This window comes from Falsiroseomonas stagni DSM 19981 (genome assembly GCF_900114315.1).
GTDB classification, from domain to species: Bacteria; Pseudomonadota; Alphaproteobacteria; order Acetobacterales; family Acetobacteraceae; genus Falsiroseomonas; species Falsiroseomonas stagni.
The window spans coordinates 729,736-755,407 of sequence record NZ_FOSQ01000001.1; the positions used below are offsets into that span (position 1 = coordinate 729,736).

Annotated in this window: 25 protein-coding genes; 16 read left to right on the top strand and 9 right to left on the bottom strand. The window is 72.0% G+C overall.

All coding sequences use genetic code 11. The annotated features are described in order from the left end of the window. Window positions 1-2: 2 nt before the first annotated feature. The 4 genes from BM041_RS03420 to BM041_RS03435 are packed head-to-tail and all read left to right on the top strand — an operon-like array spanning window position 3 to window position 4,847. Window positions 3-1,160: a hypothetical protein gene (locus BM041_RS03420; RefSeq protein WP_139225940.1), complete on the top strand. Its 1,158-nt coding sequence runs from the start codon at window positions 3-5 to the stop codon at window positions 1,158-1,160. Continuing rightward, a complete protein-coding gene (locus BM041_RS03425) occupies window positions 1,157-2,188 on the top strand; it encodes a hypothetical protein (RefSeq protein WP_139225941.1) in 1,032 nt (343 codons plus the stop codon). Before BM041_RS03420 ends, BM041_RS03425 begins: the two co-directional genes overlap by 4 nt. After that, window positions 2,185-3,675, top strand: a complete 1,491-nt coding sequence (gene glpK, locus BM041_RS03430) for a glycerol kinase GlpK (RefSeq protein ID WP_092955470.1) — start codon at window positions 2,185-2,187, stop codon at window positions 3,673-3,675. The genes BM041_RS03425 and glpK overlap by 4 nt, the downstream gene beginning before the upstream one ends. Continuing rightward, complete coding sequence (locus BM041_RS03435; protein WP_175533700.1) at window positions 3,672-4,847, top strand: hypothetical protein; 1,176 nt, start codon at window positions 3,672-3,674, stop codon at window positions 4,845-4,847. The genes glpK and BM041_RS03435 overlap by 4 nt, the downstream gene beginning before the upstream one ends. Before the next feature lie 132 nt (window positions 4,848-4,979). Here BM041_RS03435 and BM041_RS03440 read toward each other — a convergent pair whose 3' ends face one another. Beyond that, window positions 4,980-5,936: a Bug family tripartite tricarboxylate transporter substrate binding protein gene (locus BM041_RS03440; protein ID WP_092955476.1), complete on the bottom strand. Its 957-nt coding sequence runs from the start codon at window positions 5,934-5,936 to the stop codon at window positions 4,980-4,982. Window positions 5,937-5,940: 4 nt separating this feature from the next. Continuing rightward, complete coding sequence (locus BM041_RS03445; protein WP_092955479.1) at window positions 5,941-6,882, bottom strand: SMP-30/gluconolactonase/LRE family protein; 942 nt, start codon at window positions 6,880-6,882, stop codon at window positions 5,941-5,943. 47 nt (window positions 6,883-6,929) lie between these two features. Here BM041_RS03445 and BM041_RS03450 point away from each other — a divergent pair, with 47 nt between their 5' ends. Genes BM041_RS03450 through BM041_RS03485 form a run of 8 tightly spaced genes read left to right on the top strand, consistent with a single transcriptional unit; the run spans window position 6,930 to window position 14,445 of the window. Beyond that, window positions 6,930-7,985, top strand: coding sequence for an NAD-dependent epimerase/dehydratase family protein (locus tag BM041_RS03450; RefSeq protein WP_245761906.1), 1,056 nt, complete (start codon window positions 6,930-6,932; stop codon window positions 7,983-7,985). After that, entirely contained in the window at window positions 7,972-8,613 is a 642-nt protein-coding gene (locus tag BM041_RS03455) for a TetR/AcrR family transcriptional regulator (protein ID WP_092955485.1), read from the top strand. The genes BM041_RS03450 and BM041_RS03455 overlap by 14 nt, the downstream gene beginning before the upstream one ends. 56 nt (window positions 8,614-8,669) lie before the next feature. Next, window positions 8,670-9,725 carry a dihydrodipicolinate synthase family protein gene (locus tag BM041_RS03460; protein ID WP_245761907.1) on the top strand — a complete coding sequence of 352 codons (1,056 nt, stop codon included), beginning with the start codon at window positions 8,670-8,672 and terminating at the stop codon, window positions 9,723-9,725. Window positions 9,726-9,739: 14 nt separating this feature from the next. Continuing rightward, window positions 9,740-10,894: a Gfo/Idh/MocA family protein gene (locus BM041_RS03465; RefSeq protein WP_092955491.1), complete on the top strand. Its 1,155-nt coding sequence runs from the start codon at window positions 9,740-9,742 to the stop codon at window positions 10,892-10,894. A gap of 4 nt (window positions 10,895-10,898) precedes the next feature. After that, window positions 10,899-12,059, top strand: coding sequence for a dihydrodipicolinate synthase family protein (locus BM041_RS03470; protein ID WP_092955494.1), 1,161 nt, complete (start codon window positions 10,899-10,901; stop codon window positions 12,057-12,059). Continuing rightward, window positions 12,059-12,868, top strand: coding sequence for a sugar phosphate isomerase/epimerase family protein (locus tag BM041_RS03475; protein ID WP_092955497.1), 810 nt, complete (start codon window positions 12,059-12,061; stop codon window positions 12,866-12,868). The genes BM041_RS03470 and BM041_RS03475 overlap by 1 nt, the downstream gene beginning before the upstream one ends. 32 nt (window positions 12,869-12,900) lie before the next feature. Continuing rightward, window positions 12,901-13,881, top strand: a complete 981-nt coding sequence (locus BM041_RS03480) for a Bug family tripartite tricarboxylate transporter substrate binding protein (protein ID WP_245761908.1) — start codon at window positions 12,901-12,903, stop codon at window positions 13,879-13,881. Next, window positions 13,882-14,445, top strand: coding sequence for a DUF2585 domain-containing protein (locus BM041_RS03485; protein ID WP_092955500.1), 564 nt, complete (start codon window positions 13,882-13,884; stop codon window positions 14,443-14,445). It abuts the gene before it with no gap. 68 nt (window positions 14,446-14,513) lie between these two features. Here BM041_RS03485 and BM041_RS03490 read toward each other — a convergent pair whose 3' ends face one another. Genes BM041_RS03490 through BM041_RS03500 form a run of 3 tightly spaced genes read right to left on the bottom strand, consistent with a single transcriptional unit; the run spans window position 14,514 to window position 17,343 of the window. Beyond that, a complete protein-coding gene (locus tag BM041_RS03490) occupies window positions 14,514-15,101 on the bottom strand; it encodes a hypothetical protein (RefSeq protein ID WP_139225942.1) in 588 nt (195 codons plus the stop codon). Next, window positions 15,098-16,525, bottom strand: a complete 1,428-nt coding sequence (locus BM041_RS03495) for an enolase-like domain-containing protein (protein ID WP_092955506.1) — start codon at window positions 16,523-16,525, stop codon at window positions 15,098-15,100. The genes BM041_RS03490 and BM041_RS03495 overlap by 4 nt, the downstream gene beginning before the upstream one ends. After that, window positions 16,522-17,343, bottom strand: a complete 822-nt coding sequence (locus tag BM041_RS03500) for a sugar phosphate isomerase/epimerase family protein (RefSeq protein WP_092955509.1) — start codon at window positions 17,341-17,343, stop codon at window positions 16,522-16,524. Before BM041_RS03500 ends, BM041_RS03495 begins: the two co-directional genes overlap by 4 nt. A 98-nt stretch (window positions 17,344-17,441) precedes the next feature. Here BM041_RS03500 and BM041_RS03505 point away from each other — a divergent pair, with 98 nt between their 5' ends. The 4 genes from BM041_RS03505 (at window position 17,442) to BM041_RS03520 (ending at window position 21,356) form a co-directional block, all read left to right on the top strand. Beyond that, window positions 17,442-18,260, top strand: a complete 819-nt coding sequence (locus tag BM041_RS03505; protein WP_092955512.1) for a GNAT family N-acetyltransferase — start codon at window positions 17,442-17,444, stop codon at window positions 18,258-18,260. A gap of 77 nt (window positions 18,261-18,337) precedes the next feature. Next, a complete protein-coding gene (locus BM041_RS03510) occupies window positions 18,338-19,351 on the top strand; it encodes a Bug family tripartite tricarboxylate transporter substrate binding protein (RefSeq protein WP_175533701.1) in 1,014 nt (337 codons plus the stop codon). Window positions 19,352-19,353: 2 nt separating this feature from the next. Further along, window positions 19,354-19,836, top strand: a complete 483-nt coding sequence (locus BM041_RS03515) for a tripartite tricarboxylate transporter TctB family protein (protein WP_175533702.1) — start codon at window positions 19,354-19,356, stop codon at window positions 19,834-19,836. Then, window positions 19,836-21,356 (top strand): tripartite tricarboxylate transporter permease, encoded by a 1,521-nt coding sequence (locus BM041_RS03520; RefSeq protein ID WP_092955517.1) that lies wholly within the window; start codon window positions 19,836-19,838, stop codon window positions 21,354-21,356. Before BM041_RS03515 ends, BM041_RS03520 begins: the two co-directional genes overlap by 1 nt. 6 nt (window positions 21,357-21,362) lie before the next feature. Here the strand turns inward: BM041_RS03520 and BM041_RS03525 are convergent, their stop codons facing one another. From BM041_RS03525 to BM041_RS03540, 4 genes are all read right to left on the bottom strand, one after another. Next, complete coding sequence (locus tag BM041_RS03525; protein WP_175533703.1) at window positions 21,363-22,343, bottom strand: Bug family tripartite tricarboxylate transporter substrate binding protein; 981 nt, start codon at window positions 22,341-22,343, stop codon at window positions 21,363-21,365. Between the two features lie 68 nt (window positions 22,344-22,411). Then, complete coding sequence (locus BM041_RS03530) at window positions 22,412-23,488, bottom strand: alpha/beta fold hydrolase (RefSeq protein WP_092955523.1); 1,077 nt, start codon at window positions 23,486-23,488, stop codon at window positions 22,412-22,414. 47 nt (window positions 23,489-23,535) lie between these two features. Next, on the bottom strand, window positions 23,536-24,564 hold the full coding sequence (locus tag BM041_RS03535; RefSeq protein WP_092955526.1) for an alpha/beta fold hydrolase: 1,029 nt from the start codon (window positions 24,562-24,564) through the stop codon (window positions 23,536-23,538). A gap of 61 nt (window positions 24,565-24,625) precedes the next feature. Further along, the gene (locus BM041_RS03540; protein ID WP_092955529.1) at window positions 24,626-25,654 is read right to left on the bottom strand and encodes an alpha/beta fold hydrolase; all 1,029 of its coding nucleotides are present in this window, start codon (window positions 25,652-25,654) and stop codon (window positions 24,626-24,628) included. Between the last annotated feature and the right edge of the window lie 18 nt (window positions 25,655-25,672).

A 25,672-nucleotide genomic window follows, 5' to 3' on the forward strand; every position in this document is an offset into this window, starting at 1 on the left:
CCATGCCCGATAGGCGAGTCATGCCGCGCCGGCCGCTGGAGGCCCGGGAGGATGCCCGGGATGATGAAGGCCGTCCGACCGAACGCCGCGGCGCCGAACGCCGCCTGATGCCCCGACTGGTCGCGCGCGCGGCCTCCGCCCGCGGCGAGGAGACGGCCTTCCTCATCCTGCTCGGCATCGCGCTGGCGCAGGCGCTGGTGGCGACCGCGCTGCTGCTGGGCTGGCTGGCCGGCGCGCTGCTGCTGCACATCCCGGTCTGCCTGTCCCTGCTGCTGGCGCGGCGGCTCGATCCGCCGCCCGCGGGCTGGCCGGGCGCGGTGCTGCGCGTGACCATGGCGCTGCTGCCCGCCCTCGGCCCGGTGGCGGCGCTGGGCGGCGTGCTGGCGGTGGCGATGGGCGCGCCGCGCGGCCTCCGGCTGCCGGAGGGCCCGCCGCCGGAGGACCCGCTGGAAGCCCGCCTCGCCGCCATCGCCGCCGCGCCCGGCGTGCCGGATGGCCTGCTGGTGGAGGCGCTGGGCGATGTGCTGCACTGGGGCACGCCCGCGCAGAAGGCCCGCGCGCTCGACATCGCGCAGGATGCGCTGCGCCCGGGGGGGGAGGCGCTGCTGCGCGTGGCGCTGGGCGATCCCGACGCCGGGGTGCGCGACCGCGCCGAACAGGTCCGCCCGGCGGTGGAGCGCCGCCTGCTGGCGCGGGCGGAGACGCTGCGCGCCGCCGCCCGCGCCGGCCGCGTGGCGGATCGCCGGGCGCTGGCCCGGCACCTCGACCGTGCCGCCTTCTCCGGCCTGCTGGACCCCGCCCGCGCCGATGCCTGCCGGGCGGAAGCCGCGGGGCTGTGGCAGGCGCTGGGGGAGGCGATGCCGGAGGATGCGGAGGCGCAGGCCGCGCTGGGCCGGGACCTGCTGGCGCTGGGGGATCTGGCCGCCGCGCGCCTGGCGCTGGAATCCGCCTTGGCCCGCGGCGTCGCCACCCCCGCGGTGATCGGCTGGCTGGCCGAATGCCTGTTCCGCCTGCGCGACTACGCCGCGATGGATGCGCTGGTCGCGCGCTGGCGCCCGGTGCTGGAGGAGGAGGCCGCGGGCATCGGCGCCCTGGCCCCGTCCTGGCGCCTCTGGCTGACGGAAACCGCTTCCCCCGCCTGGGGGGAATGGCGCGGATGAGGTCTGGCGCGGGCCTGGTCGCGGCCGGCATCTGGCTCGGCCCCCTCCTGGCGCTGTTGCTGGGCGGCGCGCTGCAGCACCTGGCCGGCGGCGGGGCCTGGGGCGCGCTGCTCGCCCCCGTCATCGCCGCCTCCATCCTGGCCGGCGCGCCGGCGGCGATGCTGGCGGCCTTCCGTGGCTCGGTGGCCGGGCCGGCCGGCGTCGCGGCGCTGGGCGGCGGCCTGGCGGCGATGGCGCTGCTGCTGGCGGATGGCACGACCCTCCCCCTGGCCGCCACCGGCGCGCTGTCGGCCGCGGCGCTGGTGGCGCTCTGGGTCGGGCTGGTGGCGGCGCGGGCCCATGGCGCTTCCCTGCTGCTGCCCGGCGCGGTCGGCGCCGCGGCGGCGCTGGCCTGGGTGGCGGCCGGGACAGGTTCCGGGACGGGGCTGCTGGCGCTGGGGCTGGGCGCGGCGCTGGCCGCGCTGCCGGGTGTTGCGGCCGGGGCCCTGCTGCCCGTGAAGCTGCGCGCGGGCACCGGCCCGGTGCTGGCCGGCATGGCCATGGCGCTGGCCGCGGTTGCGGGGCCGGGGGTCGCCCTGCTGCGGGACGGCCCGGCCGCCGCGCTGGCGCTCGCGCCCCTGGTGGCGGTGCCGGGCCTGGCGCTGGTGGCCGCGCACCGCCTGCCCCTTCCGGGCCTTCACCCCCTGCGCCTCGCCACCCTGCTGCTGGCGCTGCAGGCGCTGGTGGTGGTGCTGGCCCTGGCGGCGGAAGGCGCCCCGGTGGCGGCCGGGCTGATGCCGGCGGAGCAGCTTCCCGCCTTCCGCGCCGCGCTGCTCGGCGCCGCCTTCCTGCCGGTCTTCGCGGCGCTGCTGGCGGTGATGCTGGCCCGGGACGCCTTCGGCCGCGCCGCCCTGGCCGCGCTGCTCTTCGCCCTACTCGCCGCCCTGGCCACCGCCATCGATTCCGCGACCGGGATGCTGCTGGCGCCACTCGCCGCGACGGCCGTCGCCGCCTGGCTGGTCGCCCGCCTGCCGAAGGACACGCCATGACCGAAGCCCTGCTCCTGGCCATCGACCAGGGCACCACCTCCACCCGCAGCATCCTGCATGGCGCGGACCTGGCGCCGCGCGCCGTGGCGCAGCTGGCCCTGCCGCAGCACTACCCCTCCCCGGGCTGGGTGGAGCATGAGCCGGAGGATATCTGGGCCGCGACCCTCGCCACGATGCGCGAGGCCCTGGCGCGGGGCGGCGCGCAGGCCCGGCAGCTCGCCGGCATCGGCATCACCAACCAGCGGGAGACGACGCTGCTCTGGGACCGCGCCAGCGGCCGCGCCATCGCGCGCGCGATCGTCTGGCAGGACCGGCGCACGGCCGCCGATTGCGCCGCGCTGGTCGATCGTGGCGCGGCGCCGCTGGTGACGGCGCGGACGGGGCTGCTGTGCGACCCCTATTTCTCCGCCACCAAGCTGGCCTGGCTGCTCGACAACGTCTCCGGCGCCCGTGCCGCGGCGGAACGCGGCGACCTCGCCTTCGGCACGGTGGATTCTTTTCTGCTGTGGCGCCTGACGGGCGGGCGGGTGCATGCGACGGATGCCACCAATGCCGCGCGCACCATGCTGTTCGGCATCCGCGCCGGCGACTGGGATGACGACCTGCTCCGCCTCTTCCGCATCCCCCGTGCCGTGCTGCCGGAGGTCCGCGACTGCGCGGCCGAATTCGGCACCACCGCCCCCGGCCTGCTGGACGCCGCCGTGCCCATCCGCGGCATGGCCGGCGACCAGCACGCAGCCATGCTCGGCCAGGCCTGCTTCGAGCCGGGGATGGTGAAATCCACCTACGGCACCGGATGCTTCCTGCTGTTGAACACCGGCGATGTCGCGGTGGAATCGAACAACCGCCTGCTGACGACGCTGGCCTGGCAACTCAATGGCCGCCGCACCTATGCGCTGGAGGGCGCGATCTTCATCGCCGGCGCCGCCGTGCAATGGCTGCGCGACGGCTTGCGCATCATCGCGGACGCCGCGGAGAGCGGCACCCTCGCCGCCCAGGCAGACCCCGCCCAGCGCGTGCATTTCGTCCCCGCCTTCGTCGGGCTCGGCGCGCCGCATTGGGATGCCGATGCGCGCGGCGCCATCCTCGGCCTGACGCGCGGCACCGGCCCCGCCGAGATCGCCCGCGCCGCCCTGGAATCCGTCGCCTTCCAGACGCGCGACCTGGTGGAGGCCATGCGCGCCGATTGGGGGGCGGAGGGCCAGCCCGTGCTGCGCGTCGATGGCGGCATGACGGCTTCCGACTGGACGATGCAGTTCCTGGCCGATCTGCTCGGCGCGCCCGTGGACCGGCCGGCGGTGCAGGAGACGACGGCGCTCGGCGCCGCCTACCTCGCGGGATTGCAGGCGGGGCTGCTGCCGCCCCCCGGCCCGGCGGTGGCGCATTGGCGGCTGGAACGCCGCTTCACCCCCCGCATGGCCCGGGCGGAGGCCGATGCCCTGCATGCGGGATGGCAGGGCGCCGTGCAGCGGGTTCTCACGAAGTGACGATCTACGAACGCCTCGGCGTCACGCCCATCATCAACGCCGCCGGCACCAACACCCGCCTGTCCGGCGGCATGATGCACCCGGAGGTTCGCGCCGCGATGGCGGAGGCCGCGGATCGCTGCGTGGAGATGCCGGACCTCCAGGCCGCGGCGTCGCGCGCCATCAGCGAGGCCACCGGCGCGGAGGCCGGCATCGTGACGTCCGGCGCCGCCGCCGGCCTGCTGCTGGGCGCCGCCGCCTGCGCCGCCGGCCTCGATGTCGCTGTCATGAACGCCATCCCCTTCGACATGAAGCGCGACCGCTTCGTGATGGCCCGCAGCCACCGCAACATGTATGACCGCGCGCTGGCGGGGGCGGGCTGCAGGATCGACGAAGTCGGCATCCCCGATCGCGTCAGCGGCGCCGGCATCCGCGACGCGGAGCCGGAGGATTACGCGGCCGCCTTCACCGACCGCACGGCGGGCGTGCTCTGGGTCGCGCAGCCCTGGTCGGAACCGGCGCTGGAGGATGTGGTCCGCGTCGCCCATGCCGCCGGTGTCCCCGTCATGGTGGACGCCGCCGCGCAGCTTCCCCCCGCCGCCAATCTCCGCCGGTTCTTCGAGGCCGGCGCCGACCTCGTCTGCTTCTCCGGCGGCAAGGCCATCGGCGGCCCGCAGGCCAGTGGCATCCTGGCCGGGCGGCGGGACCTGGTCGCCTCCGCCCTGATGCAGATGCTCGACCTTGATCTGCCCGCGGCGCAATTCGCCCTGCCGGCGGAATTCGCATGCGACACCGCGGCCCGGCACCTGCCGCGCCACGGCATCGGCCGCCCCTGCAAGGCGGGGAAGGAGGAGATCGTGGGCCTGATCGTCGCCCTGCAACGCTTCGTGGCGGAGGGCGACGCGCCCCGCACGGCGCGGCTGCGCGCCAGGCTGGATGCGGTGCGCGCCGCGCTCGGCAATGCGCCCGGCGTGACCATCACGGACGGCCCGGTGCCGATGCTGCTGGTGGCAATGGAAACGCCCGCCGAGGCCCGGGCGGCGGAGGCGCAACTCCGCATGCGCGACATCCATGTCGGCCAGGGCCGGCTGCGCGACGGCGTGCTGGTGGTGAACCCGCTGGCGCTGGCCGAGCGGGATCTGATTCCGCTCGGCCGGGCGCTGCGCGAGGTCTGCGGTCCCAGGGACCGCTGACCCGGCGCCCGCCGAAGGCGGGCGAGCGCCCGAGCGGGCGCCGCCGCTTATGCGTCACGCCGCAGGCGTGCCCTCGGCAGCATGAAGCCAAGGCGGCGGAGCCGCCGCCCGGCGTCTGAGGGCATGAAATAATCAATCCGCCGTGACGTTGGCGGCCCGCGCAACCGGGCCCCACATCGCATCCTGGTCGCGGATGGTCCGCGCCAGTTCGGCCCGCGTCGAGCCCACCGCCTCCGACGCCAATTCCCGCAGCTTCGCCACCACGGCGGGATCGCGGGCGATGGCGATGGCGGCGGCCTCCAGCCGCGCGGCCAGCTCCTCCGCCATGCCCTTCGGCCCCATCAAGGCGAGCCAGGTCTCGGCCTCGAAGCCCGGGATGGTCTCCGCCACCGTCGGCACATCCGGCGCCAGCGAGGATCGTGTGCGCGACGCGATGGCCAGCGCCCGCGCGCGGCCATCGCGGGTCGGCGGCAGGCCGGTAACGACGGTGTCGGTGTAGACCTGGATGCGGCCATTCAGCAGGTCCGGCAGCGCCGGCCCCGTGCCGCGGTAATGCACGATGGTGCAGTCGAGGTTGCCCAGCGCCCGCAGCAGCAGCATGTCCGCCAGGTGCTGCGTCGTGCCCGCCCCCGGCGTGCCGCAATTCGCCGGCCGCCCGGCGCGCAGCCAATCCGCCAGTTCGGCGATGCTGCGCGGCGGGAAGTCGTTGGCCGCCAGGATCACCACGGGGATGGCGGCGAAGCGGCTGATCGGCGTGAAATCGGCCAGCGGGTCGAATGGCATGGTCCGGTAGATGTGCCGGTTGATGACCAGCGGCCCGGCGGGGATCGATCCCAGCACGCTGCCATCGGCGGGCGCGCGGGCCACGATCTCCGCCGCCAGATTCCCGCCCGCGCCGGCGCGGTTCTCCACCACCACGGGCCGGTTCAGCCTGACCTGCAATTCCGTGCCCAGCACGCGCGTCAGCAGGTCGATCCCGCCCCCCGGCGGGAAGCCGACGACGAGGCGGATCGGCGTGCCCTGCGGCTGTGCCGCCACGGGCAGCGCCAGGGCACAAAGGGCAAGCGTGGCCAGGAGGAAACGCTTCATCGCCTCAGCCCCCCGCCGCCCCCTGCGTGTTCACGTACAGCGCATACAGCGAATGCGCCGCCGCCATGAACAGCCGGTTCCGGTGCCGCCCGCCGAAGCAGACATTCGCGCAGCGCTCCGGCAGGTCGATGAAGCCGATCGGCGCGCCGGCGCTGTTGAACACCTTCACCCCATCCAGCCCCGGCCCGCCCATGCCCCAGCCGCACCAGAGATTGCCCTCCACATCGACGCGGAAGCCGTCCGGGGTCTCACCGGGCTCCGTGCGGATGAAGACGCGGCGGTTGGACAGCGTCGCGCCGTTGACGTCATAGGCCAGGATGTTGCGCGGATCGGACCGCGATTCCACCACATAGAGCACGCTCTCATCCGGGCTGAAGGCCAACCCGTTCGGATGGTCCACATCGTCGCAGACGCAGGTGATTTTTCCCGAGTTGCCATCCACCCTGTAGACGTTCGTGTGGGGATGCTCCGGGGTGAATTTCTCGCCCTCATAGAAGCCGCCGATGCCGAAGGGCGGGTCGGTGAACCAGATGCTGCCATCCGACTTCACCACCACGTCGTTCGGGCTGTTGAGCTTCCTGCCCTGGTAGCTGTCGGCGATGACGGTGATGCTGCCGTCATATTCGTGCCGGATCACGCGGCGGCCGAGATGTTCGCAGGCGACGATCCGCCCCTGCCGGTCCCGCGTATGGCCATTGGCGTTGTTCGACGGCTTGCGGAAATGCGTGACGGCGCCCGTCTCCTCATCCCATCGCAGCACGCGGTTGTTCGGGATGTCGGACCACAGCAGGCAGCGCTGGTCGCCGAGCCAGACGGGCCCCTCGCCCCACCGGCTGCCCGTCCACAGCCGCTCCACACTGGCCAGCGGCAGGCGGAGGCGGTTGAAGGACGGGTCCAGCGACCGCACGGCGGGGTCGGGGTAGCGGAGGCTTTCCTGCCAGCTCATCGGGCGTCTCCTTGGCCGGCATCTTGGCGCCGGGCCTTCTCCCCCCCATGCTGCCCCGATCGAGGCGGGAGGGGAACATGGGCGATTGGCCGGCGCGCATCGCCGATGAGGCGATGCTGGAAGAATTGATGTCCCGCCCGGACCCCGCGCTGGTCGCCGACCTGGCGAAGGTGCCCGGCGACATCCTGGTGCTCGGCGCCGCCGGCAAGATGGGGCCGACGCTCTGCCGCCTGGCCAGGCGCGCCGACCCGGCGCGCCGCGTGATCGCGGTGGCGCGTTGGTCCGAACCCGGCCTGCGGGAACGCATGGAATCCTGGGGCATCGAATGCCTCACCGCCGAATTGCTGGACGATGCCGCCCTCGCCGCGCTGCCCGATGCCCCCAACGTCATCTTCATGGCCGCGCGCAAATTCGGCAGCACGGGGAATGAGGCCCTGACCTGGGCCATGAACGTGCAACTCCCCGCCCGCGTGGCCGCGCGCTGGGCCACGTCCCGCATCGTCTTCTTCTCCACCGGCAATGTCCTGCCGATGTGGCCGGTGAACGGGCCCGCGCCGGACGAGGAGGTGGCGCCATCGCCGATCGGCGATTACGCGGCCAGCTGCCTCGGCCGCGAACGCGCCTTCCAGCACGCCGCCGCGACGCGCGGCACGCTTTGCTTCGGCATCCGGCTGAACTACGCCATCGATTGCCGCTACGGCGTGATCCACGACATCGCCACCAAGGTCTGGCACGGCACGCCCGTGCCGCTCGCCATGGGTCACGCGAATGTCATCTGGCAGGGCGATGCCAATGCCTGGACCTTGCGCGCCCTGGCCCGCGCGGATGCGACCTGCCCGATCCTGAACGTGACAGGGCCGGAGACCGTCTCCATCCGCTGGCTCGCGCAGAAGCTCGGCGCGCGCATGGACCGGCAGCCGGAATTTGCCGGAGAGGAGGCGCCGACCGCGCTGCTGTCCAACGCCGCCCGCGCCTTCGCCAGTTTCGGCTATCCGACCGTGCCGCTGCTGACCTTGATCGACTGGGTCGCGGATTGGGTGGCGGCGGGCGGCCGCGCGCTCGGCAAGGCCACGAAGTTCGAGGTCCGGGATGGTCGCTTCTAACCCCCGCGCGCCGCTCTCCGCCCGGGCGACAGCGACGCGCCAGCGCATCCTCGACGCCGCTTTGGTGGAATTCGCGGAGAAGGGCCTGGCGGGATCGCGCGTGGATGAGATCGCCGCCCGCGCCGGCGCCAACAAGCGCATGCTCTACGCCCATTTCGGCAGCAAGGAGGAGCTGTGGCTGGTGGTGCTGGAAGGCGCCTATGCCGCGAAGCGGGAGGAGGAGCGGCAACTCGACGTCGCCAGCCTGCCGCCGGCGGAGGCGATGACGCGCCTGGTCGCCTTCAACCTCCGCTACACCAGCCGGCACCCGGAATTCGTGGCCCTGCTGAACCAGGAGAACCTCCACCGCGCCGCCTATCTGCGGCGGTCGGAGGATGTACCCGCGCTCTATTCCCCGATGCTGGAGGCGCTGAAGGGCGTGCTGGAACGCGGCGCGCGGGAAGGCGTGTTCCGTGGCGGCGTGGATGCGATGCAGCTCTACATCTCCATCCTCGGCCTCGGCCATTTCTACGTCGCCAACCGCCACACCCTGTCCACCATCTTCCACACGCCGCTCGACACCGAAGCCGCCATCGCGGCGCGGGAGGCGCATATCTCCGACGTGGTGCTCGGCTTCCTGCGCCCTTGACCGCCGGCCCTTCCCACCGGTAAGTAACCACCCAGTTACCTGGGGAGGGAACGGGCGTGGGACTGCGGTGGCAGGACTGGCCTTCGGGCATGGTGGATCGGCTGCGCGCGGGTTGCGCCATCCCCGCCCATCCGCTGGCGCTGAATGCGAAGCGGGAACTCGATCCACGCCGGCAGAAGGCACTGTCCCGCTACTACCTGGCGGCGGGCTCCGGCGGCCTTGCCGTCGGCGTCCACACCACGCAATTCGCCATCCGCGATGTCGGCCTGTTCGAGCCCGTGCTGACGATCGCGGCCGAGGCTGCTGCCGAGGTGCAGTCCCAGCCCGTGCTGGTGGCCGGCGCCATCGGCCGCACCGACCAGGCGCTGGCGGAAGCGCGCACCGCGCGCGCTCTTGGCTACCACGCCGTGCTGCTGGGCCTCGCCGCCTTCAAGGGCGCGAGCGAGGACGAGATCATCGCACATTGTCGCACGGTGGCGGAGGAGATGCCGGTCTTCGGCTTCTACCTGCAACCCGCCGTCGGCGGCGTGCCGCTTTCCGCCGCGTTCTGGAAGCGCTTCGCATTGATCGAGAATGTCGTCGCCATCAAGATCGCGCCCTTCAACCGCTACGCCACGCTCGATGTGCTGCGCGGCGTGCTGGAAGCCGGCGCCGCTTCGCGCATCGCGCTCTACACCGGCAATGACGACCACATCGTGGGCGATCTGCTGACGCCCTTCGCGCTGCGCGTCACGGGCTGCGAGGCGCCGCTGCGCATCGTGGGCGGGCTGCTCGGCCACTGGTCCGTCTGGACGCAGGCGGCGGTCGCGCTTCAGCAGGAATGCGCCGCGGCCACCGGCGCCCCCATCCCCGCCGCGCTGCTGGCGAAGGATGCGCAGGTGACGGAGATGAACGCCGCCATCTTCGATACCGCCAATGCCTTCGCTGGCTGCATCCCCGGCTGCCATGAGGTGCTGCGTCGCCAGGGCCTGCTGGAAGGCACCTGGTGCCTCGACCCGCATGAACAGCTTTCCCCCGGCCAGGCGGAGCTGATCTCCGCCGCCGCGCTGCACTACCCCGAACTGACGGATGACGATTTCGTCCGCGCCAACCTCCACACCTGGCTCTCCTGAAGGAAGCGACCCCCATGGCGGAACGCCGCATCGGCATGATCATGAACGGCGTCACCGGACGCATGGGCATGAACCAGCACCTCATCCGTTCCATCGCGGCCATCCGGAAGGATGGTGGCGTGATGCTGAAGAACGGCGACCGCGTGATGCCCGACCCCATCTTGGTCGGCCGCAACAAGGAGAAGCTGGAAGCGCTGGCCAAGGCCCATGGCATTTCCCGCGTCTCCACCGACATCAACGCCTGCCTGGCCGACCCCAACGACACGCTGTTCTTCGACGCGGCGACGACACAACTCCGCGCCGGGCTGCTGACCCGCGCCATCGAGGCCGGCAAGGACATCTATTGCGAGAAGCCGACCGCCGACAATCTGGCGGAGGCCATGGCCGTCGCGCGCCTGGCCAAGGCGCGTGGCATCAAGGCCGGCGTGGTGCAGGACAAGCTGTTCCTGCCCGGCCTGCGCAAGCTGAAGATGGTGATCGACAGCGGCTTCTTGGGCCGTATCTGCTCCGTGAAGGGCGAATTCGGCTACTGGGTGTTCGAGGGTGATCTCCAGCCGACGCAGCGCCCGTCCTGGAACTACAAGAAGGCCGAGGGCGGCGGCATCATCCTCGATATGCTCTGCCACTGGCGCTACGTGCTGGACAATCTGTTCGGTGAGGTCGAGAGCGTCTCCTGCCTCGGCGCCACGCATATCCCGACGCGCATCGACGAAAGCGGCAAGCCCTACACCGCCGATACCGACGATGCCGCCTACGCCACCTTCCAACTGGCCGGTGGTGTCGTGGCCCACATCAATTCCAGCTGGGTCACACGCGTCCGCCGCGATGACCTCGTCACCTTCCAGGTCGATGGCACGCATGGCTCCGCCGTCGCCGGGTTGCAGAAGTGCTGGACGCAGAGCCGCGTGAACACGCCGAAGCCCGTCTGGAACCCGGACATCCCGCAACCCATCAATTTCTACGAGGGCTGGCAGGAAGTCCCCGACGTGGAGCCCTATCCCAACGGCTTCCGCGTGCAGTGGGAACTCTTCTTCCGCTACCTCGCCGGCGAAGTCGACAGCTACCCATGGGATCTGCTGGCTGGCGCGAAGGGCGTGCAGCTTGCCGAAGCCGGCCTGCAATCCTGGGCGGAACGCCGCTGGATCGACCTGCCGAAGCTGGAGGTCTGAGCCCATGCCGACCATCACCCTGCCGGATGAACAGGGCGGCCTGACGCCATTCACCCTGAGCGCCCCGCGTGACTTCCCGAAGGCCACGCCACCCTATCCCCGCGTGGCTTTCGCCGCCGCGCATGTCGTCGCCGACACGCGTGCCGAGCAGGACCCATGGCTCGACGCGAAGATCGACTGGGACCGCACCATCGCCTTCCGGAAACACCTGTGGTCGCTCGGCCTCGGCGTGGCGGAGGCGATGGACACCGCCCAGCGCGGCATGGGCCTCGACTGGACCGCCGCGCAGGAACTCATCCGCCGCAGCCTGGATGCGATGCAGGACCACCCCGGCGCGGTGATGGCCTCCGGCGCCGGCACCGACCACCTGGCACCCGGCCCCGATGTCACAGTGGACGACGTCATCCGTGCCTATGAGGAACAGTGCGAGGCGGTGGAGGCCATGGGCGGCCGCATCATCCTCATGGCGTCGCGCGCCCTCGCGAAGGCGGCGAAATCCCCCGCCGACTACGAACGCGTCTATGCCCGCGTGCTGTCCCAGGTGAAGCAGCCCGTCATCATCCATTGGCTGGGGGAGATGTTCGACCCTGCCCTCGAAGGCTACTGGGGCAACCACGACCACATGGCCGCGATGGAGACGGCGCTGGCCGTCATCCACGCCAAGGCCGACAAGGTCGATGGCGTTAAGGTCTCCCTCCTCGACGATCAGAAGGAGATCTTCATGCGCCGGCGCCTGCCGAAGACCGTGCGCATGTACACTGGCGACGACTTCAACTACGCCGAACTCATCGCCGGTGACGAGCACGGCTATTCCGACGCGCTGCTCGGCATCTTCGACCCCATCGCGCCGGCCGTTGGTGGCGCGCTGGCGTCGCTGTCGCGCAACGACCTCGCCACCTTCCACGACATCCTGGCGCCGACGGTCCCGCTGTCTCGCCACATCTTCAAGGCGCCGACACGCTTCTACAAGACGGGCGTCGTCTTCATGGCCTGGCTCAACGGCCACCAGGACCATTTCGTCATGGTCGGCGGCCAGCAATCCACGCGCAGCATCCGCCACTTCTCCGAGCTATTCCGCCTGGCCGACAAGGCCGGCCTGCTGCGCGACCCCGAGATGGCCGCCACCCGTATGCGCACGCTGCTCGCCCTGCACGGTGTCGCGTGATGGAGTTGTCGCTCAACACCGTCACGGTGAAGGAGAAGTGGGGCCTCGCCGATTGCATCGAAGGCTGCGCCCGTCACGAAATCCCCGGCATCTCTCCCTGGCGTGACGTGCTGCACGCCATGGGCGTGGATGCCGCGGCGCGGCAGATCCGCGATGCCGGCCTGACGGTCACGGGCCTCTGCCGCGGCGGCATGTTCCCCGCCGCCGACGCCGCCGGCCGTGCCGCCTCGATCGAGGACAACCGCCGCGCCATCGCCGAAGCGCACACCCTCGGCGCCCGCTGCCTCGTCATGGTCTGCGGCGGCCTGCCCGCTGGCAGCAAGGACCTGCCCGGCGCCCGCGCGCAGGTCCGCGATGGCTTGCACGCCATCATGGCCGATGCCCGCGCCGCTGGCGTCACCATCGCGCTGGAACCGCTGCACCCCATGACCTGCGCCGATCGCAGCGTGCTCTCCACGCTCGGCCAGGCGCTCGACCTCTGCGATGAACTCGGTGATGGCACCGGCGTCGCGCTCGATGTCTATCACGTCTGGTGGGACCCCGACCTGGCGCGCCAGATCGCCCGCGCGGGCAGCCGCATCGCCGCCTTCCATGTCTGCGACTGGAAGTCCCCCACCACCGACCTGGTCCTGGACCGCGGCATCCCCGGCGAGGGCGTGATCGACATCCCCGCCATCCGCGCCATGGTCACCGCCGCCGGCTACAGCGGCAACTACGCGGAAGTCGAGATCCTGTCGAAGGCCTGGTGGGCCAGGGACCCGGAAGAGGTCCTGCCCCTGCTGAAGGAACGCCACCTCAGCGCCGTCTGACATCACCAAGAAAACCCGGGAGAGAAACAACCATGATCCGCCTGACGCGTCGCCACCTCGCCGCCGCGGCGCTCGCCGCACCCTTCCTCCCGGGCATCGCCCGCGCCCAGGCCTGGGCGCCCACGCGCCCCATCCGCTTCGTCGTGCCCTTCCCGCCGGGCGGCGCCACGGATGTGGTGGCGCGCGTGCTGGGCGAACGCCTCCAGGATCGCCTCGGCCAGCCCGTGACGGTGGAGAACCGCACCGGCGCGGGCGGCAATCTCGGCGTGGAGAATGTCGTCCGCAGCGCGCCGGATGGCTATTCGATCCTGATGGGCACGACGGGCACGCTGACCATCAACCCGCACCTCTACAGCAATATGGGCTTCAACCCCGCGACGGATCTGGCCCCCATCTCCATGGCCTTCGCGACGGACCATGTGCTGATCGTCCATCCCTCCGTCCCCGCCCAGACGGTGCAGGAATTCCTGGCCCTCCTGCGCGCGCGGCCCAACGCGCTCTCCTACGGCTCCGGCGGCAATGGCAGTTCCACGCATCTCGTGCCGGAACTCCTCAAGCTGGTGGCGCGGGTGGAGATGCAGCATGTGCCCTATCGCGGCAGCGCCCCCGCGCTGAACGACACCGTCGCGGGCACGGTGCAGGTGATGCTGGACCAGTTGCCCTCCGCGCTCGGCATGATCCAGGGCGGCCGCGTCCGCGCCCTCGCCGTCACGGGCCCGCGCCGTTCGTCGCTGCTGCCGAATGTGCCGACGCTGGCGGAAATCGGCCTGGCCGATGCGCAGGCCACCAGCTGGGGCGCGGTGATGGCGCCCGCCGGCACGCCGGCGCCCATCGTCGATCGCTACAGCGCCGCGCTGCGGGAGATCCTTGCCGATGCCGCCGTGCAGCAGCGGCTCGCCGCCGCCGGCGCCGATGCCGTCTTCTCCACCCCCACGGACCTCGCCACCACCATGCGCGCGGAGGCGGAGAAGTGGGGCCGCGTCGTGCGCGAGGCCCGCATCACGGTGAACTGAATGCCCGCGCGCCCCTGGCCCTGGGTCGCCGCCTTCGCCGCCATCGTCGCGGCCACGGCGGCGATCCTGCTCGCCATGGGGCGCGTGCCGATCTGTACCTGCGGCACGGTGAAGCTGTGGCATGGCGTGGTGATGAGCCGCGAGAACTCGCAGCACATCACGGATTGGTACACGCCGTCCCACATCATCCATGGCTTCCTGTTCTATGGCGCCGCGCATGGGCTGATGCGCCGCGCCGGCCTGATGCCGCGTCTGGTCGCCTCCACCATCGTGGAGGCCGCCTGGGAGATCGCGGAGAACACCGAAGCCGTCATCCAGCGCTACCGCGACGCCACCATCTCGCTCGACTATTTCGGCGACAGCGTCATCAATTCCGTCAGCGACATCGGCGCCATGGCGCTGGGCTTCCTGCTGGCATCCCGCCTGCCCGTCCGCGCCACCATCGCCATCGCCCTGGTGTTCGAGATCGGCGTGGCGCTGGTCATCCGCGACAACCTCGCCCTGAATGTCCTGATGCTGGTCTGGCCGCTGGACAGCGTGAAGGCCTGGCAGGCGGGGGGATGATTGGTGGCCGCCGCCTGTGCGGCGCAGCCAAGGCCCCGGCGGGGGCGCCCGGCGCCTGAGGGCAGGACCTATGTCCGCGTCGCGTTGTCGCGCCGGATCGTCGCCACCAGGATCAGCGCCGGCCGCGCGGGGTTGGTGGCATTGGTACGGATGGTGATGTCCATCACCAGCGGCCCGTTGCGCGGGCGGATCTGGTAGCGGTCCTCGCGCGCGCCATCGGCCGGCACCTCATTCGCCGGCACCACCAGCGGCGCCACGGGCCCGCCCTCCTCCGCCACGCGGCGCATGGCCTCGGACAGCAGCGCCATGGCATGGGCCGCATCCGCGCGCGGCGCCACCACCGTGCAGCCCGCGCCGCCTTCGACCACGGAAATGAAGAAGGGCCGCCGGGTGCCGCGCCAGATCTCCTGCCGGAAGGGGGCTGGCGGTACCTCGGCCGCCGGCACGGGGGCGAAGCCATCCGCCTTCAGCCGTTCCGTCATCAGCTCAGGCCGACCGACCGCGCCCATGCAGTAATGCGCGAAGCCCGTCATCGTCAGCTCCGACGCGGCGCGCAGCAGCGCGGGTTCCGCGGGCGCCGCCACGCTGTCCGGCTTCGGTGGCGGCGCTGTGGCGCAGCCGGCCAGCAGCAGGGCCGCGGCCAGCACCGCCCTCACGGCCAGGCTGCCTTCGGCATCGCCTCCATCGCCGCCGTATCGGGCTCCAGCGTCGCGCCCATGCCCGGCGTCTCCAGGCTGCCCAGGTCCAGCATCCCGTCGCGGATCGCCAGCCGCGGCCCGCGTGGCGTATCGGCATAGAGCGTCGGATGCGCCTCCATGAAGCGATACGCCTCCGCCTTCGGCCTTCCGTTGAAGCCGTCGATGAAGTGGTGGCCGTTGCGCTCGACATGCGGCAGGCCGAGCAGCGAGATCAGTGCCAGGTCCTGCTGCACGCAGACACCGGCCAGCGTCGTCAGGTCCTCCGCCGACATGAAGTAGCGGTCGCGCTTTTCCTCCGCGTTCCAGGCGCGGCAGCGCGCCAGGTTCACGACCGACCGCCACACGCCCTTGCACGCCTTGCTGGACACGCCCGCATAGCCCAGCGCGCGCCCGGTCACGAAGGCATCCAGCGGCCCGTCGCTTTCGTCGATGATGACGGGCCGCTCGGCCGCCAGCACCGCCATCCCCGTCTCCAGCGCCCTTGCCCGCTTCACCGGCTGCTCGATGAACAGGATGGAGGCGCAGAGCTTCGCGAGCCGAGGCTCCGCCTGCATCGCCCGCCACAGCGCCAGCGCGCCTTCGGCGTCCTCATACTGCTCATTGCCATCGAGGCTCGCGTGGTAGCCGCCATGCAGCCGGTCCAGCACGGCGGCGATGCGCGTGAGGCGCTCCACATCCGCCGCGACATTCCCGCCGACCTTCAGCTTCCAGTAGCGGTGCCGATACCCCGCCGCGATTTCTTCCAGCGACTCCGGCAGACCGTCATCCACCCGGCTGTCCTGGTCCGCGGCGGTGATGGGGTCCACCAAGCCAACGGTGTGCCGCGCATGAACCTGCGTCAGCGGCGAAAGCCCCGACAGCAATTGCCGGAAATCGAAGCCGGCGAGGTCCGGCGCCACGCCATGCGTCGCCATGCCGCCGATATTGGCGCGCATGCCGGTCCAGAAGGACACGCCCTTCGCCTTCAGCACCGCATCCAGCATGGCGCGGTCCAGCAGCGCGCGGCCATAGCTGGCAACGAGAGGGTTCAGCGCCTCCGCGCCCGCCGCCTTCGTCACCGCGGCGTAGCTGTCGGCGAAATGGCCGAAGGCGGTGTTGGCGCCGGCGGCCAGGCTGGCGTCCGTCGCCAGCTCGATCGCGCGGCGCAGCTGGTTCTCGTTCTGCGCATCGCTCAGCGCCGGGTTCTTGTCGAACCACTTGGCGGCCAGCGTCTCCGCCGCGATGCCCCAGGCTTCCGTCCCATCCTCCAGCCGGATGCGCGCGCGGATCACGGCCTGGCGGCCCTGCGTCACGGTGATGACACCGAAGCGGAAGGGCAGGCGCAGCGTGAAGGGCCATTCGAAGCGCTGCGTTTCCAGCAGCGTGAAGCGGGGCGCGTTCATGCCATCATCTCCTGGATGCCGCGGAGGTAGCCGATCGCGCGGGCGGCGCTGGTCGCGCCGTCGGGATGGTAGTCGAAAGGCTCCACCGCGCAGAAGCCGGCATAGCGCGCATCGCGCAGCGCCGTCAGCACGGGGCCGAAGCGGTCCTCCCCCTGGCCAGGCCCGCGACGGTTGCGGTCGTTCAGATGCACATGCGCGATCCAGCCCGTGGGGATGAAGCGCCGCAGCAGCGCGGCCGCCGGCTCCGCCTCTCCGTTCCCCGCCGCGCTGACATCCAGCATCGTCTTCAACCCCGGCAGGTCGAGCCGCGCGACGATGTCGATCGCCTCCTCCACGTTGCGCGCCCAGTTGGTCTGGCCGGCATCCAGCGGTTCCAGGCAATAGGTCAGGCCATGCTGCGCGGCCCAGCCGCCGGCCTTGGCCATCGCCTCCTCCGCCCGCGCCGCGTCGCCATCGGCCGCCACATGGCGCTGCTTCGGCGATCCGTGCACCAGCAGCGTCGCGCCGAGGTCGGCGGCCAGTTCCACCAGCCCCTGCATCACATCCAGCGTCCTGGCCCGCACCGTCGCATCGGCGGTCGTGATCGAAAGCCCCGCCGGCGCCACCAGCAGCCAGTGCAGGGATGTGATGGGCGCGCCCGCCTCCGCCGCGATCCGCCGCAATTCAGCGCGGCGCGCCGCGGGGATGCGATGGGGCGCCTCCCCATCCAGCGTGAAGGGCGCCACCTCCAGCCCGTCATAGCCCAGCGCGGCGGCAAGCTTCGCCTGCTCCGCGAAGGGCAGCCCGGCGACGACTTCGTTGCAGAGCGAGATCCGCATCTTCCACCCGATCCAAGGCCCGCGATCCTCATGCGCGGAACCCCGCGCGGCGTCCAGCCTGCTTGACCATCCCCACCCCGCGGGCGAGCCTTCGCGCCATGCCCGTCTTCCGCGCCGCGACGCCCCCGGACCTGCCCCGCGCCGCGGCGCTGTCCGCCTGCATCGGCTGGAACCAGCTGCCGGCGGATTGGCGCATCTTCCTCGACCAGGGCGCGGTGCGCGTGCTGGATGATGGCGATGCCGGCTGCCTCGCCGCCAGCGCGGCGACGCTGCCCTATGGCGCGGACCTCGCCTGGATATCGATGGTGCTGGTCCGTCCCGACAGGCGGCGGGAAGGCCTGGCGACGGCGCTGATGCGCTGGGCCATCGACCACGCCGCCGCGCCCAGCCTCGTGCTGGATGCGACGCCGGCGGGGCGGGAGGTCTATCGCCGCCTCGGCTTCCGCGATGTCTTCGGCTTCGCCCGCTGGACGCTGCCCCATGCCCTGCCCGGGCGCGAGGCGATGCGCCCGCTGGCGGAGGCTGACTGGGACTGGATCCTGCCGCTGCACGATGATGTCTTCGGCGCGCCGCGCGCGGCGCTGCTGCACGGCTTCGCGCAGCGCCTGCCCGAAGCCGCCTTCGTCGCGCCGGACCGCAGCGGCTTCGTGCTGGCGCGCGATGGCCTGCGCGCGCCGCAGATCGGCCCGGTGGTGGCGCGGGATGAGGCGCAGGCGCTGTCGCTGATCGCCGCCGCGCGCGCCGCGCTCGGCCGGCCGGCGGTGATCGACCTGGCGGATGGCGCCGCCGCCATCGCGGCATCGATCACGGCCAGCGGAGGCGAATCGCTCCGTCCCTTCACCCGCATGGCGCGCGGCGCGATGCCGTCCGCGAAACCTGAACAAAACTTCGTCTTCGCGGGGCCGGAGTTCGGTTGACGTCCCGCGCGATGCGGCCTCACCATCCCCGGTAACCGGTGGGTTACCCAAGCGATGCCGGAGAGGGAGACGGACCAATGACCATCAGCCGCAGGACGCTTCTGGCCAGCACGGCCGGCATGCTCGCCGCCCCGGCCTTCGTCAGCGCGCAGGGCACGACATGGCGCCCCGACAGGCCCGTGACGCTGATCGTGCCCTGGGCCGCGGGTGGATCGACCGACCAGATGGCCCGCATCGTGGCGGTGGAGCTGGAGGAAGCGCTCGGCCAGCGCTTCGTCGTGGTGAACCAGCCCGGCGCCTCCGGCTCCATCGGCACGCGCAACGTGCTGCAGGCCGCGAAGGATGGCATGACCTGGGCGGCGGGCGCGGCGGTCGATGTCGGCTGCTACAAGGTCAATGGCCTGCTCGACACGATGCTGGCGGATTGGCACCTGTTCTTCACCGTCGCCAACGTCAACACCATCTCCGTCAATCCGCGTTCCGGCTTCGCCGATTTCGGCCAGCTTCTGCAGGCGCTGTCGACGCGCCGTGACATCGCGGTCGGCACCGCGGGGCAATCCTCCGCCGGCCGCAACATGATGGAGACGATCAGGCAGGCGGCGCCGGCGGTGAACTATCGCCACGCCACCTATGATGGCGGCAACCCCGCCGTGCTCGCCGCCGTGGCGGGTGAGGTACCGGTGGTGGCGCAGCTGCTGGTGGAGATGGCGGAGATGATCCGAGGGCGACGCCTCGTGCCGCTCGCCGTGCAGGCTGAAGGCCCCATCACCCTCCAGGGCTTCGGGGAGATCCCCTCGGTCCGCCGCTGGCTGCCGAACATCCTGGCGCCGCTGAACTATTTCGGCATCTGGGTGCCGAAGGGCGTGCCCGAGGCCGTGTCCCAGACCGTGTCCCAGATCTGGGAGACGCGGGTGAAGAACAGCGCGCGGCTGAAGGAATACGCGGAAAGCCGCGCCGCCGTGTTCGCGCCGCTGCACGGCCAGGCGGCCTACGATGCCGCCTGGGTGATGGTCCGGCAGACCGCCTGGCTCTACCACGATGCCGGCACGGCGCGCGTGGCGCCGGACACGCTCGGCATCCAGCGGCTGTAGCGGTGACGGCCGCGCGCGTCGACCGGCGCTTCGGGATTCTCTGGACGGCGATCGGGCTTGCGATCGTCGTCGAATCCTGGCGCATGGACCGGCTGGAACAGCAGCACATCAACCCCTGGACGGCGCCCGGCCTCGTGCCCGGGCTGCTCGGCCTGGTGATCGCGGTGCTCGGCCTCGTCCTGCTGCTTCGCCGCCCCGTCGCGGCCGATGCTCAGCCGGCCGATGCGCAGGCGGAGCCCTGGCGCGTCGGCCTCGCGCTGCTGCTGACCACCGGCTTCGGCGTCGGCGTGCTCGGCACCGGCGTTCCCTTCTGGCTCGCCGCCGGCGGCTTCGTCTTCCTGGCGATCCTGCTGTTCGAATGGCCGGAACGCCGGGCTGCCGGCACGCTCGCACGCGGCGCCGTCCAGGCCGCCATCATCGCCATCGCCGCCGCCGCCGCCATCACCCTGGTGTTCCAGGAGATCTTCCTGGTGAGGCTCCCCTGATGTTCGAAGGCCTCTCCGCGCTCGGCGTCTCCATGCTGACCTTCGCGGAGCCGCGGGCGCTGGTCTACACCTTCGGCGCCACGCTGCTGGGCATCCTCATCGGCTGCATGCCGGGGCTTTCGGCAACGCTCGCCATCTCGCTGCTCACCACGCTCACCATCAAGCTGCCGGCCAATGACGCCATCCTGATCCTGATCTGCGCCTATGTCGGCACCATCTATGGCGGCAGCCGCGCGGCGATCCTGCTGAACATCCCCGGCACCGCCGCCAATGCCGCCGCCTGCCTCGATGGCTACCAGCTTGCGCGCCAGGGCCTCGCCGGCCGTGCCATGGGCATCGCCACCACCGGCAGCGTCGCGGGCAGCCTCTTCGGCATCCTCTGCCTCGCCATCCTCACGCCCGCGCTGGGGGAGGTCGCGCTCACCTTCCAATCCTACGAGTTCTTCTGGCTCGCGCTCTTCGGCGTGATGATGTCGGGTTCCATCACCGGCAGCGATCCGCTGAAGGGCTGGATCATGGGCATGGTCGGGCTCTTCGTCGCGCAGATCGGCCAGGACGGCATCCATGCGCATGAACGCTTCGCCTATGGCAGCGCGGACCTGGCCGGCGGCCTGTCGCTGATCCCCACCCTCGTCGGCGCCTTCGGCTTCGCGGAGGTGCTGACCGTGATGTCCGAACGCGCCTCCCGCCCCAAGGTCCATGCGGTGGACAGCGTGCTGCCGCGCTTCCGCGACGTGATCGTGTACTGGAAGACCATCCTGCGCAGTGGCGTCATCGGCGTCTATATCGGCATCCTGCCCGGGGTGGGGGAGGACATGGCCGCCTGGTCCTCCTATGCCGCCGCCAAGCGCGCGTCGAAGACGCCGGAGGAATTCGGCAAGGGCAGCGTCGATGGCCTGATCGCGGCGGAGACCGGGGACAACGCCTCCATCCCCGGCGGCATCATCCCGGCGCTGGCGCTCGCCATCCCCGGCAGCGCGCCCGCCGCGGTGCTGCTGGCCGCGATGATCATCCACGGCGTCAAGCCCGGCCCGATGCTGATGATCGAGAATCCGCAATTCGTCTACGACGTGGTGGCGATGAACGTCTACGCCACCATCGGCATCCTGTTCTTCGGCCTGTTCCTGGTGCGGCCCCTGCTGAAGGTGCTCACCATCCCGCGCAGCATCATCATGCCGATCATCTTCGTGCTGTGCACGGTCGGCAGCTTCTCCATCGCGCAGCGCCTGTTCGATGTCTGGACCATGCTCGGCGTCGGGCTCTGCATGTTCTTCCTGCGCCGCCACGGCTACCAGGCCGCGCCCTTCGTGCTCGGCCTCGTGCTGGGGGACCTGATGGACAAGTCGCTGCGCCGCGGCCTCGTCATCTCCGATGGCGATCTCTCGCCCTTCTTCACGCGGCCGGTCTGTGCCGTGCTGGCGGTGATCGTGGCGCTGACCCTGGCGATGAGCTTCCCTTCCGTGAATGCGCGCCTGCGCGCGGCGGCGTCGTCCCTGCTGGGCCGCCGCCGCGCCGCCTGACCCCCCCTATTCCAGCTTGAGGTCCAGCTCCCGGATCTTCCGGCCCCAGAACGCGTGTTCTTCCCGCACCGCGTTGAACCACTCCGCCCGCGGCCGCACCGGGGATGGTTCGAGCCCATCCTGTTCCAGCCTGCCGGCAAAGCGCTGCGTGGCGGCGGCCTGGCGGGCGGCGCGTTCCAGCCGGTCCATCTGGTCCGCGGGCACGCCCGCCGGGGCGAAGATGCCGTGCCAGCCGGTGATGGAAACCCCCGGCAGCCCCGCCTGCGCCAGCGTGGGGATGTCCGGCAGCGTGCCGATGCGGTTGTCGCCCGTCACGGCGATGGCGCGCAGCCGACCCTCCCGCGCCAGCTGGATGGCCGGCGGCGGGGAGGAGAAGTTCATCGTGATCCGCCCCGCCACCACGTCCAGCAGCGCGGGGCCGGTGCCGCGATAGGGCACGTGCTCCATCTCGATCTTCACGGCATCGCTGAACAGCACGCCCGCCAGGTGGTTGGCGTTGCCCACGCCGCCGGAGGAATAGGTCAGTTCCCCCTTCGGCTTCGACCGCGCATAGGCGATCAGCTCCTGCAAGGTGTTCACCGGCAGGCGCGGGTCGATCACCAGCACGTACTGGTAGGAGGTGATCTGCGCGACCGGCGCCAGCATGGTCAGCAGGTCCGTCCCGTCCCGCTGCATGTGCGGGTTCACCACCAGGTTGGTGGAGACGGCGAAGAGCAGCGTGTTGCCATCCGGCCGCGACCGCGCGACGCCGACGGACCCGATATGGCCGGCCGCGCCGCCGCGATTCTCGATGATGACGGTCTGGCCGCCCAGCGCCTCGCTGAAGGTATGGGCGAATTCGCGCGCCGTCAGGTCCGTGCCGCCGCCGGGGGCATAGGGCACCACGAGCACGATCGGGCGGCTGGCCTGGGCGCGGGCGGTGCCCGCATTGACGAAGGGCGCGGCCAGCACGCCGGCGGCCAGCGCGCGGCGTCGGATCAGGGTCATGGCGGTCATCTCCCGGAGCGTTTCCGCCCCAGGGTTACGACGACGCGGCGGTCATCGCCAAGCGTTGTTCACGAACAGCCGCGCACCCGCCCTTCCGCGAAATCCAGCAGGCAGGTGGCGTAGCGCAGCGTGAAGCGCCAATCCGCCCCCGCGCCATGGCCGGACAGCCCCGCCGGCCGGTCCAGCAGCAGCAGCGCCGCGCCCCGGCGCTCCAGGGCGCCGAAGATGGCGGCGCGGCCATCCGGGTCGGGGTCGAATTCGTCGCCGGCGAAGTTGGCGATGGCGATCCGCGTGCCCGGCGACCGCGCGGCGGCGACCACGCGCCGCAAATCATCCAGCGCCCAGCCATGCGCGATGCTCCCGGTGGGGCCATGCGCGGCCGGCGCGATGGCGATCACCGCATCCGCCCGCCCCGGCGCATCCAGCGCCTGCAACGCGTTCCAGGCCCCGCGGGACTGCCCCGCCGCCACCACGCGGCGATAGCCCCGCGCCCGCAGATCGGCCAGCGCCAGGCGCATCCAGGCCGCGCCGGCCTCCGTCTCATCCGTCGCGGGGTCGCGGTCCAGCCGCACCACATCATAGCCCGCATTGTTGAAGGCCCGCGCATGCGGCTGCGGCTGGCTGCCGCGGCTGTCCGCCCCGCCCGCGGATCGCCCATGCGCCCAGAGGTAGACGCCCCGCGCCCGTTCCGGCCCCTGCCACAGGAAGCGCGCATCCGCCTGCACCCGCCAGCCGATGCCCCCGCTGAGCGGCAGGGCGGGCGCGGTCGGCGCCGGCGCTTCCCGCCCGGGCCACACCACATCAAGGTCCCGCGCATAGACCCGGCAGCTTCGCCCGCCCCAGGCGGCGCAGTTCTGCACGGCGCGGGTCTCGGTCGCGACGGGATCATCCTCGATCGCCGCCGCCCAGCCCCAGGCGCCGTCCTCGGAGAGCGCGAAGGCGCGCGGCACGGCCTGGAGGAGAAATCGCTGGTAGTCCACCCGCCCGGCCTCCGACAGATGCGGCACCCCGGCGGGGTCCAGCAGGGCGGGCTGGTCCGCCCTCGCGGCGATGGTTTGCGCCTTCGCGGCGATGGTTTGCGCCTTCGCGGCGGGCGGGCCGAAAAGGGCACAGGCGATCACGATACGGTAGATCGTATTCAACATGCCGTGAACGATGAAGCCAGATCGTCCCCGGCGAGTCCAGCGCTTTCTCAGCAGTTCCGGGGCGGCGGGTTGGCGGTGGCCAGCCGCAGCAGGCAGGCGCCGTAGCGATCCGCGAAGGCGTTGGAGGCGCCCGCCCCATGCCCCGGCAGCCCTTCCGGCCGATCGAGGAAGATGAAGCCCGCCGCCCGCGCGCCGAGTTCGTTGAACAGTACCGCCCGCGCGTCCGGCTGCGCGTCGAAGGGGTCGTCGCGGAAATTCGCCACCGCGAGGCGCGCCCGCGGCGCCCCCGCCGCCGCGGCGACGATCTGCCGCAGATCGTCCAACTGCCGTCCATGGCTCGGCCCGCCCTCGAAGCCATGGGCGGCGGGGGCGATGGCGATATGCGCCTCCGCCAGCCCCGGCGTGTCCAGCGCCATCAGCGTGTTCCAGCCGCCGCGGGACTGCCCCGCCAGCACCACCATCCGGTAGCCGCGGCGCCGCAATTCCTGGAGGTCCGCCTTCAGCCAGCCGGCCGCGCGCTGCGCTTCATCCACATTGGGGTGCCGGTCGAAGCGCCAGACATCGAAGCCCGCATTGTTGAAATGCCGCGTCCAGGACTGCGGCTGCCCACCCCGGCTGTCGCCCCCCCGCGGCGCCCGCCCATGGGCATAGACCAGCACCCCCGCCGCCCGCTGCGGCCCCCACCAGAGGAAGCGCGGGTCCGGCACCGTCTCATGGTTCATCGAACTGATCGCCAGGCCGGATGGCGCCGGCGCGGGGGCGGAGGCGCGTTCCGGCGCCACCACCGCCAGGTCCCGCGCGATGATCCGGCAGGTCGCGCCGCCGCGGCCGCAGGCTTCCAGGGCGCGCTGCTCCGCCTCCCCCTCCGCGCCGCCGGATTGCCAGGCGAATTGTCCGGTCGGTGCCAGGGCGAAGGCGCGGGGCAGGTTGCGGGTCAGCATCCGCGCGGCCTCCGCCTTCGCGCGCTCGCTCAGCCCGGGAAAGGCCGGCAACTCCAGGATGCCGGGTCGGTCCTGCGCCAGCGCGGAGAGCGGCAGGCCCAGCATCACGCCGAGCAGAAGGGGGATCAGGCGCATCGGGCGGCTCCGCGGTCCAGGCCACGATGGCACCATGCGGCGCGCCAGGCTGGCAACGCCCTCAGCACGAATTGGGCGGTGATTCCTCAACCACGAAGCGCAGCAGGCAGGGGCCGAAGCGCAGCGCGAAGGCGTTGCTGGCGCCCGCCGCGTGGCCCGCCAGCCCCTCCGGCCGGTCGATCAGCAGGAAGGCCCCAGCGGCCGGCGCCAGCGCCCGCAGCGCCGCCGCCCGTTCCTCCGGCAGCCCATCGAAGGGGTCGTCCCGGAAATTCGCCACCGCGACGCGCCCCTGGCCCCCGGGCCGCGCGCCCGCCACCACGCCCCGCAGCGCCGCCATCTGCCGCGCCTGCCCGGCCTCATCCATCGAGGCGAGGGCCGCCGGGGCGATGGCGATCGTCACCTCCGCCAGCCCCGGCGTGTCCAGCGCCTGCAGCGCGTTCCAGCCGCCGCGGGACTGCCCCGCCACCACCACGCGCCGGTAGCCCCGCGCCCGCAGCGCCGCCAGGTCCGACCGCATCCACCCCGCCGCGCGGTTCGTGAAATCCGCCGCCGGGTCGCGGTCGAAGCGCCAGACATCGAAGCCGGCATGGTTCAGGTGCCGCAGCCAGGCCTGGGGCTGCCGCCCGCGGCTGTCCTCCCCGGACGGGCCGCGCCCATGCGCCCAGAGCACCACGCCTTGCGCCCGGTCCGGCCCCCACCACAGGAAGCGGGCATCGGGCACCGTCTCCCGCATCGCGTCGCGCCAGCCGGAATCGGCCGGGGGAGGGGCCGGCGCCCATTCGCGGCCGGGGAAGACGATCTCCAGGTCCCGCAGCCACAACTGGCACAGTGATTGGCCCGGCGTATGCGCCTGGCAGGCGTCCAGTGCCGCCTGGGCCAGGGTCTCCGGCGCCGCATTGCCGCTGCGGCTGGCAAAGGCACCGCCCGGGCCGATGGCGAAGGCGCGGGGCAGGTTGCGCGCCAGGGTGCGGGAGAGTTCCGCCTGGCCGTTGCGACCCAGCCCCGGCACCCCGGCCAGGTCCAGCAAGGGCACCGTCTCCGCCCGCAGCGGCGCCGCCAGGGCGAGCAGCAGGAGGAGGAGGCGGAGCATGGAGGGGCCGGATTGTTG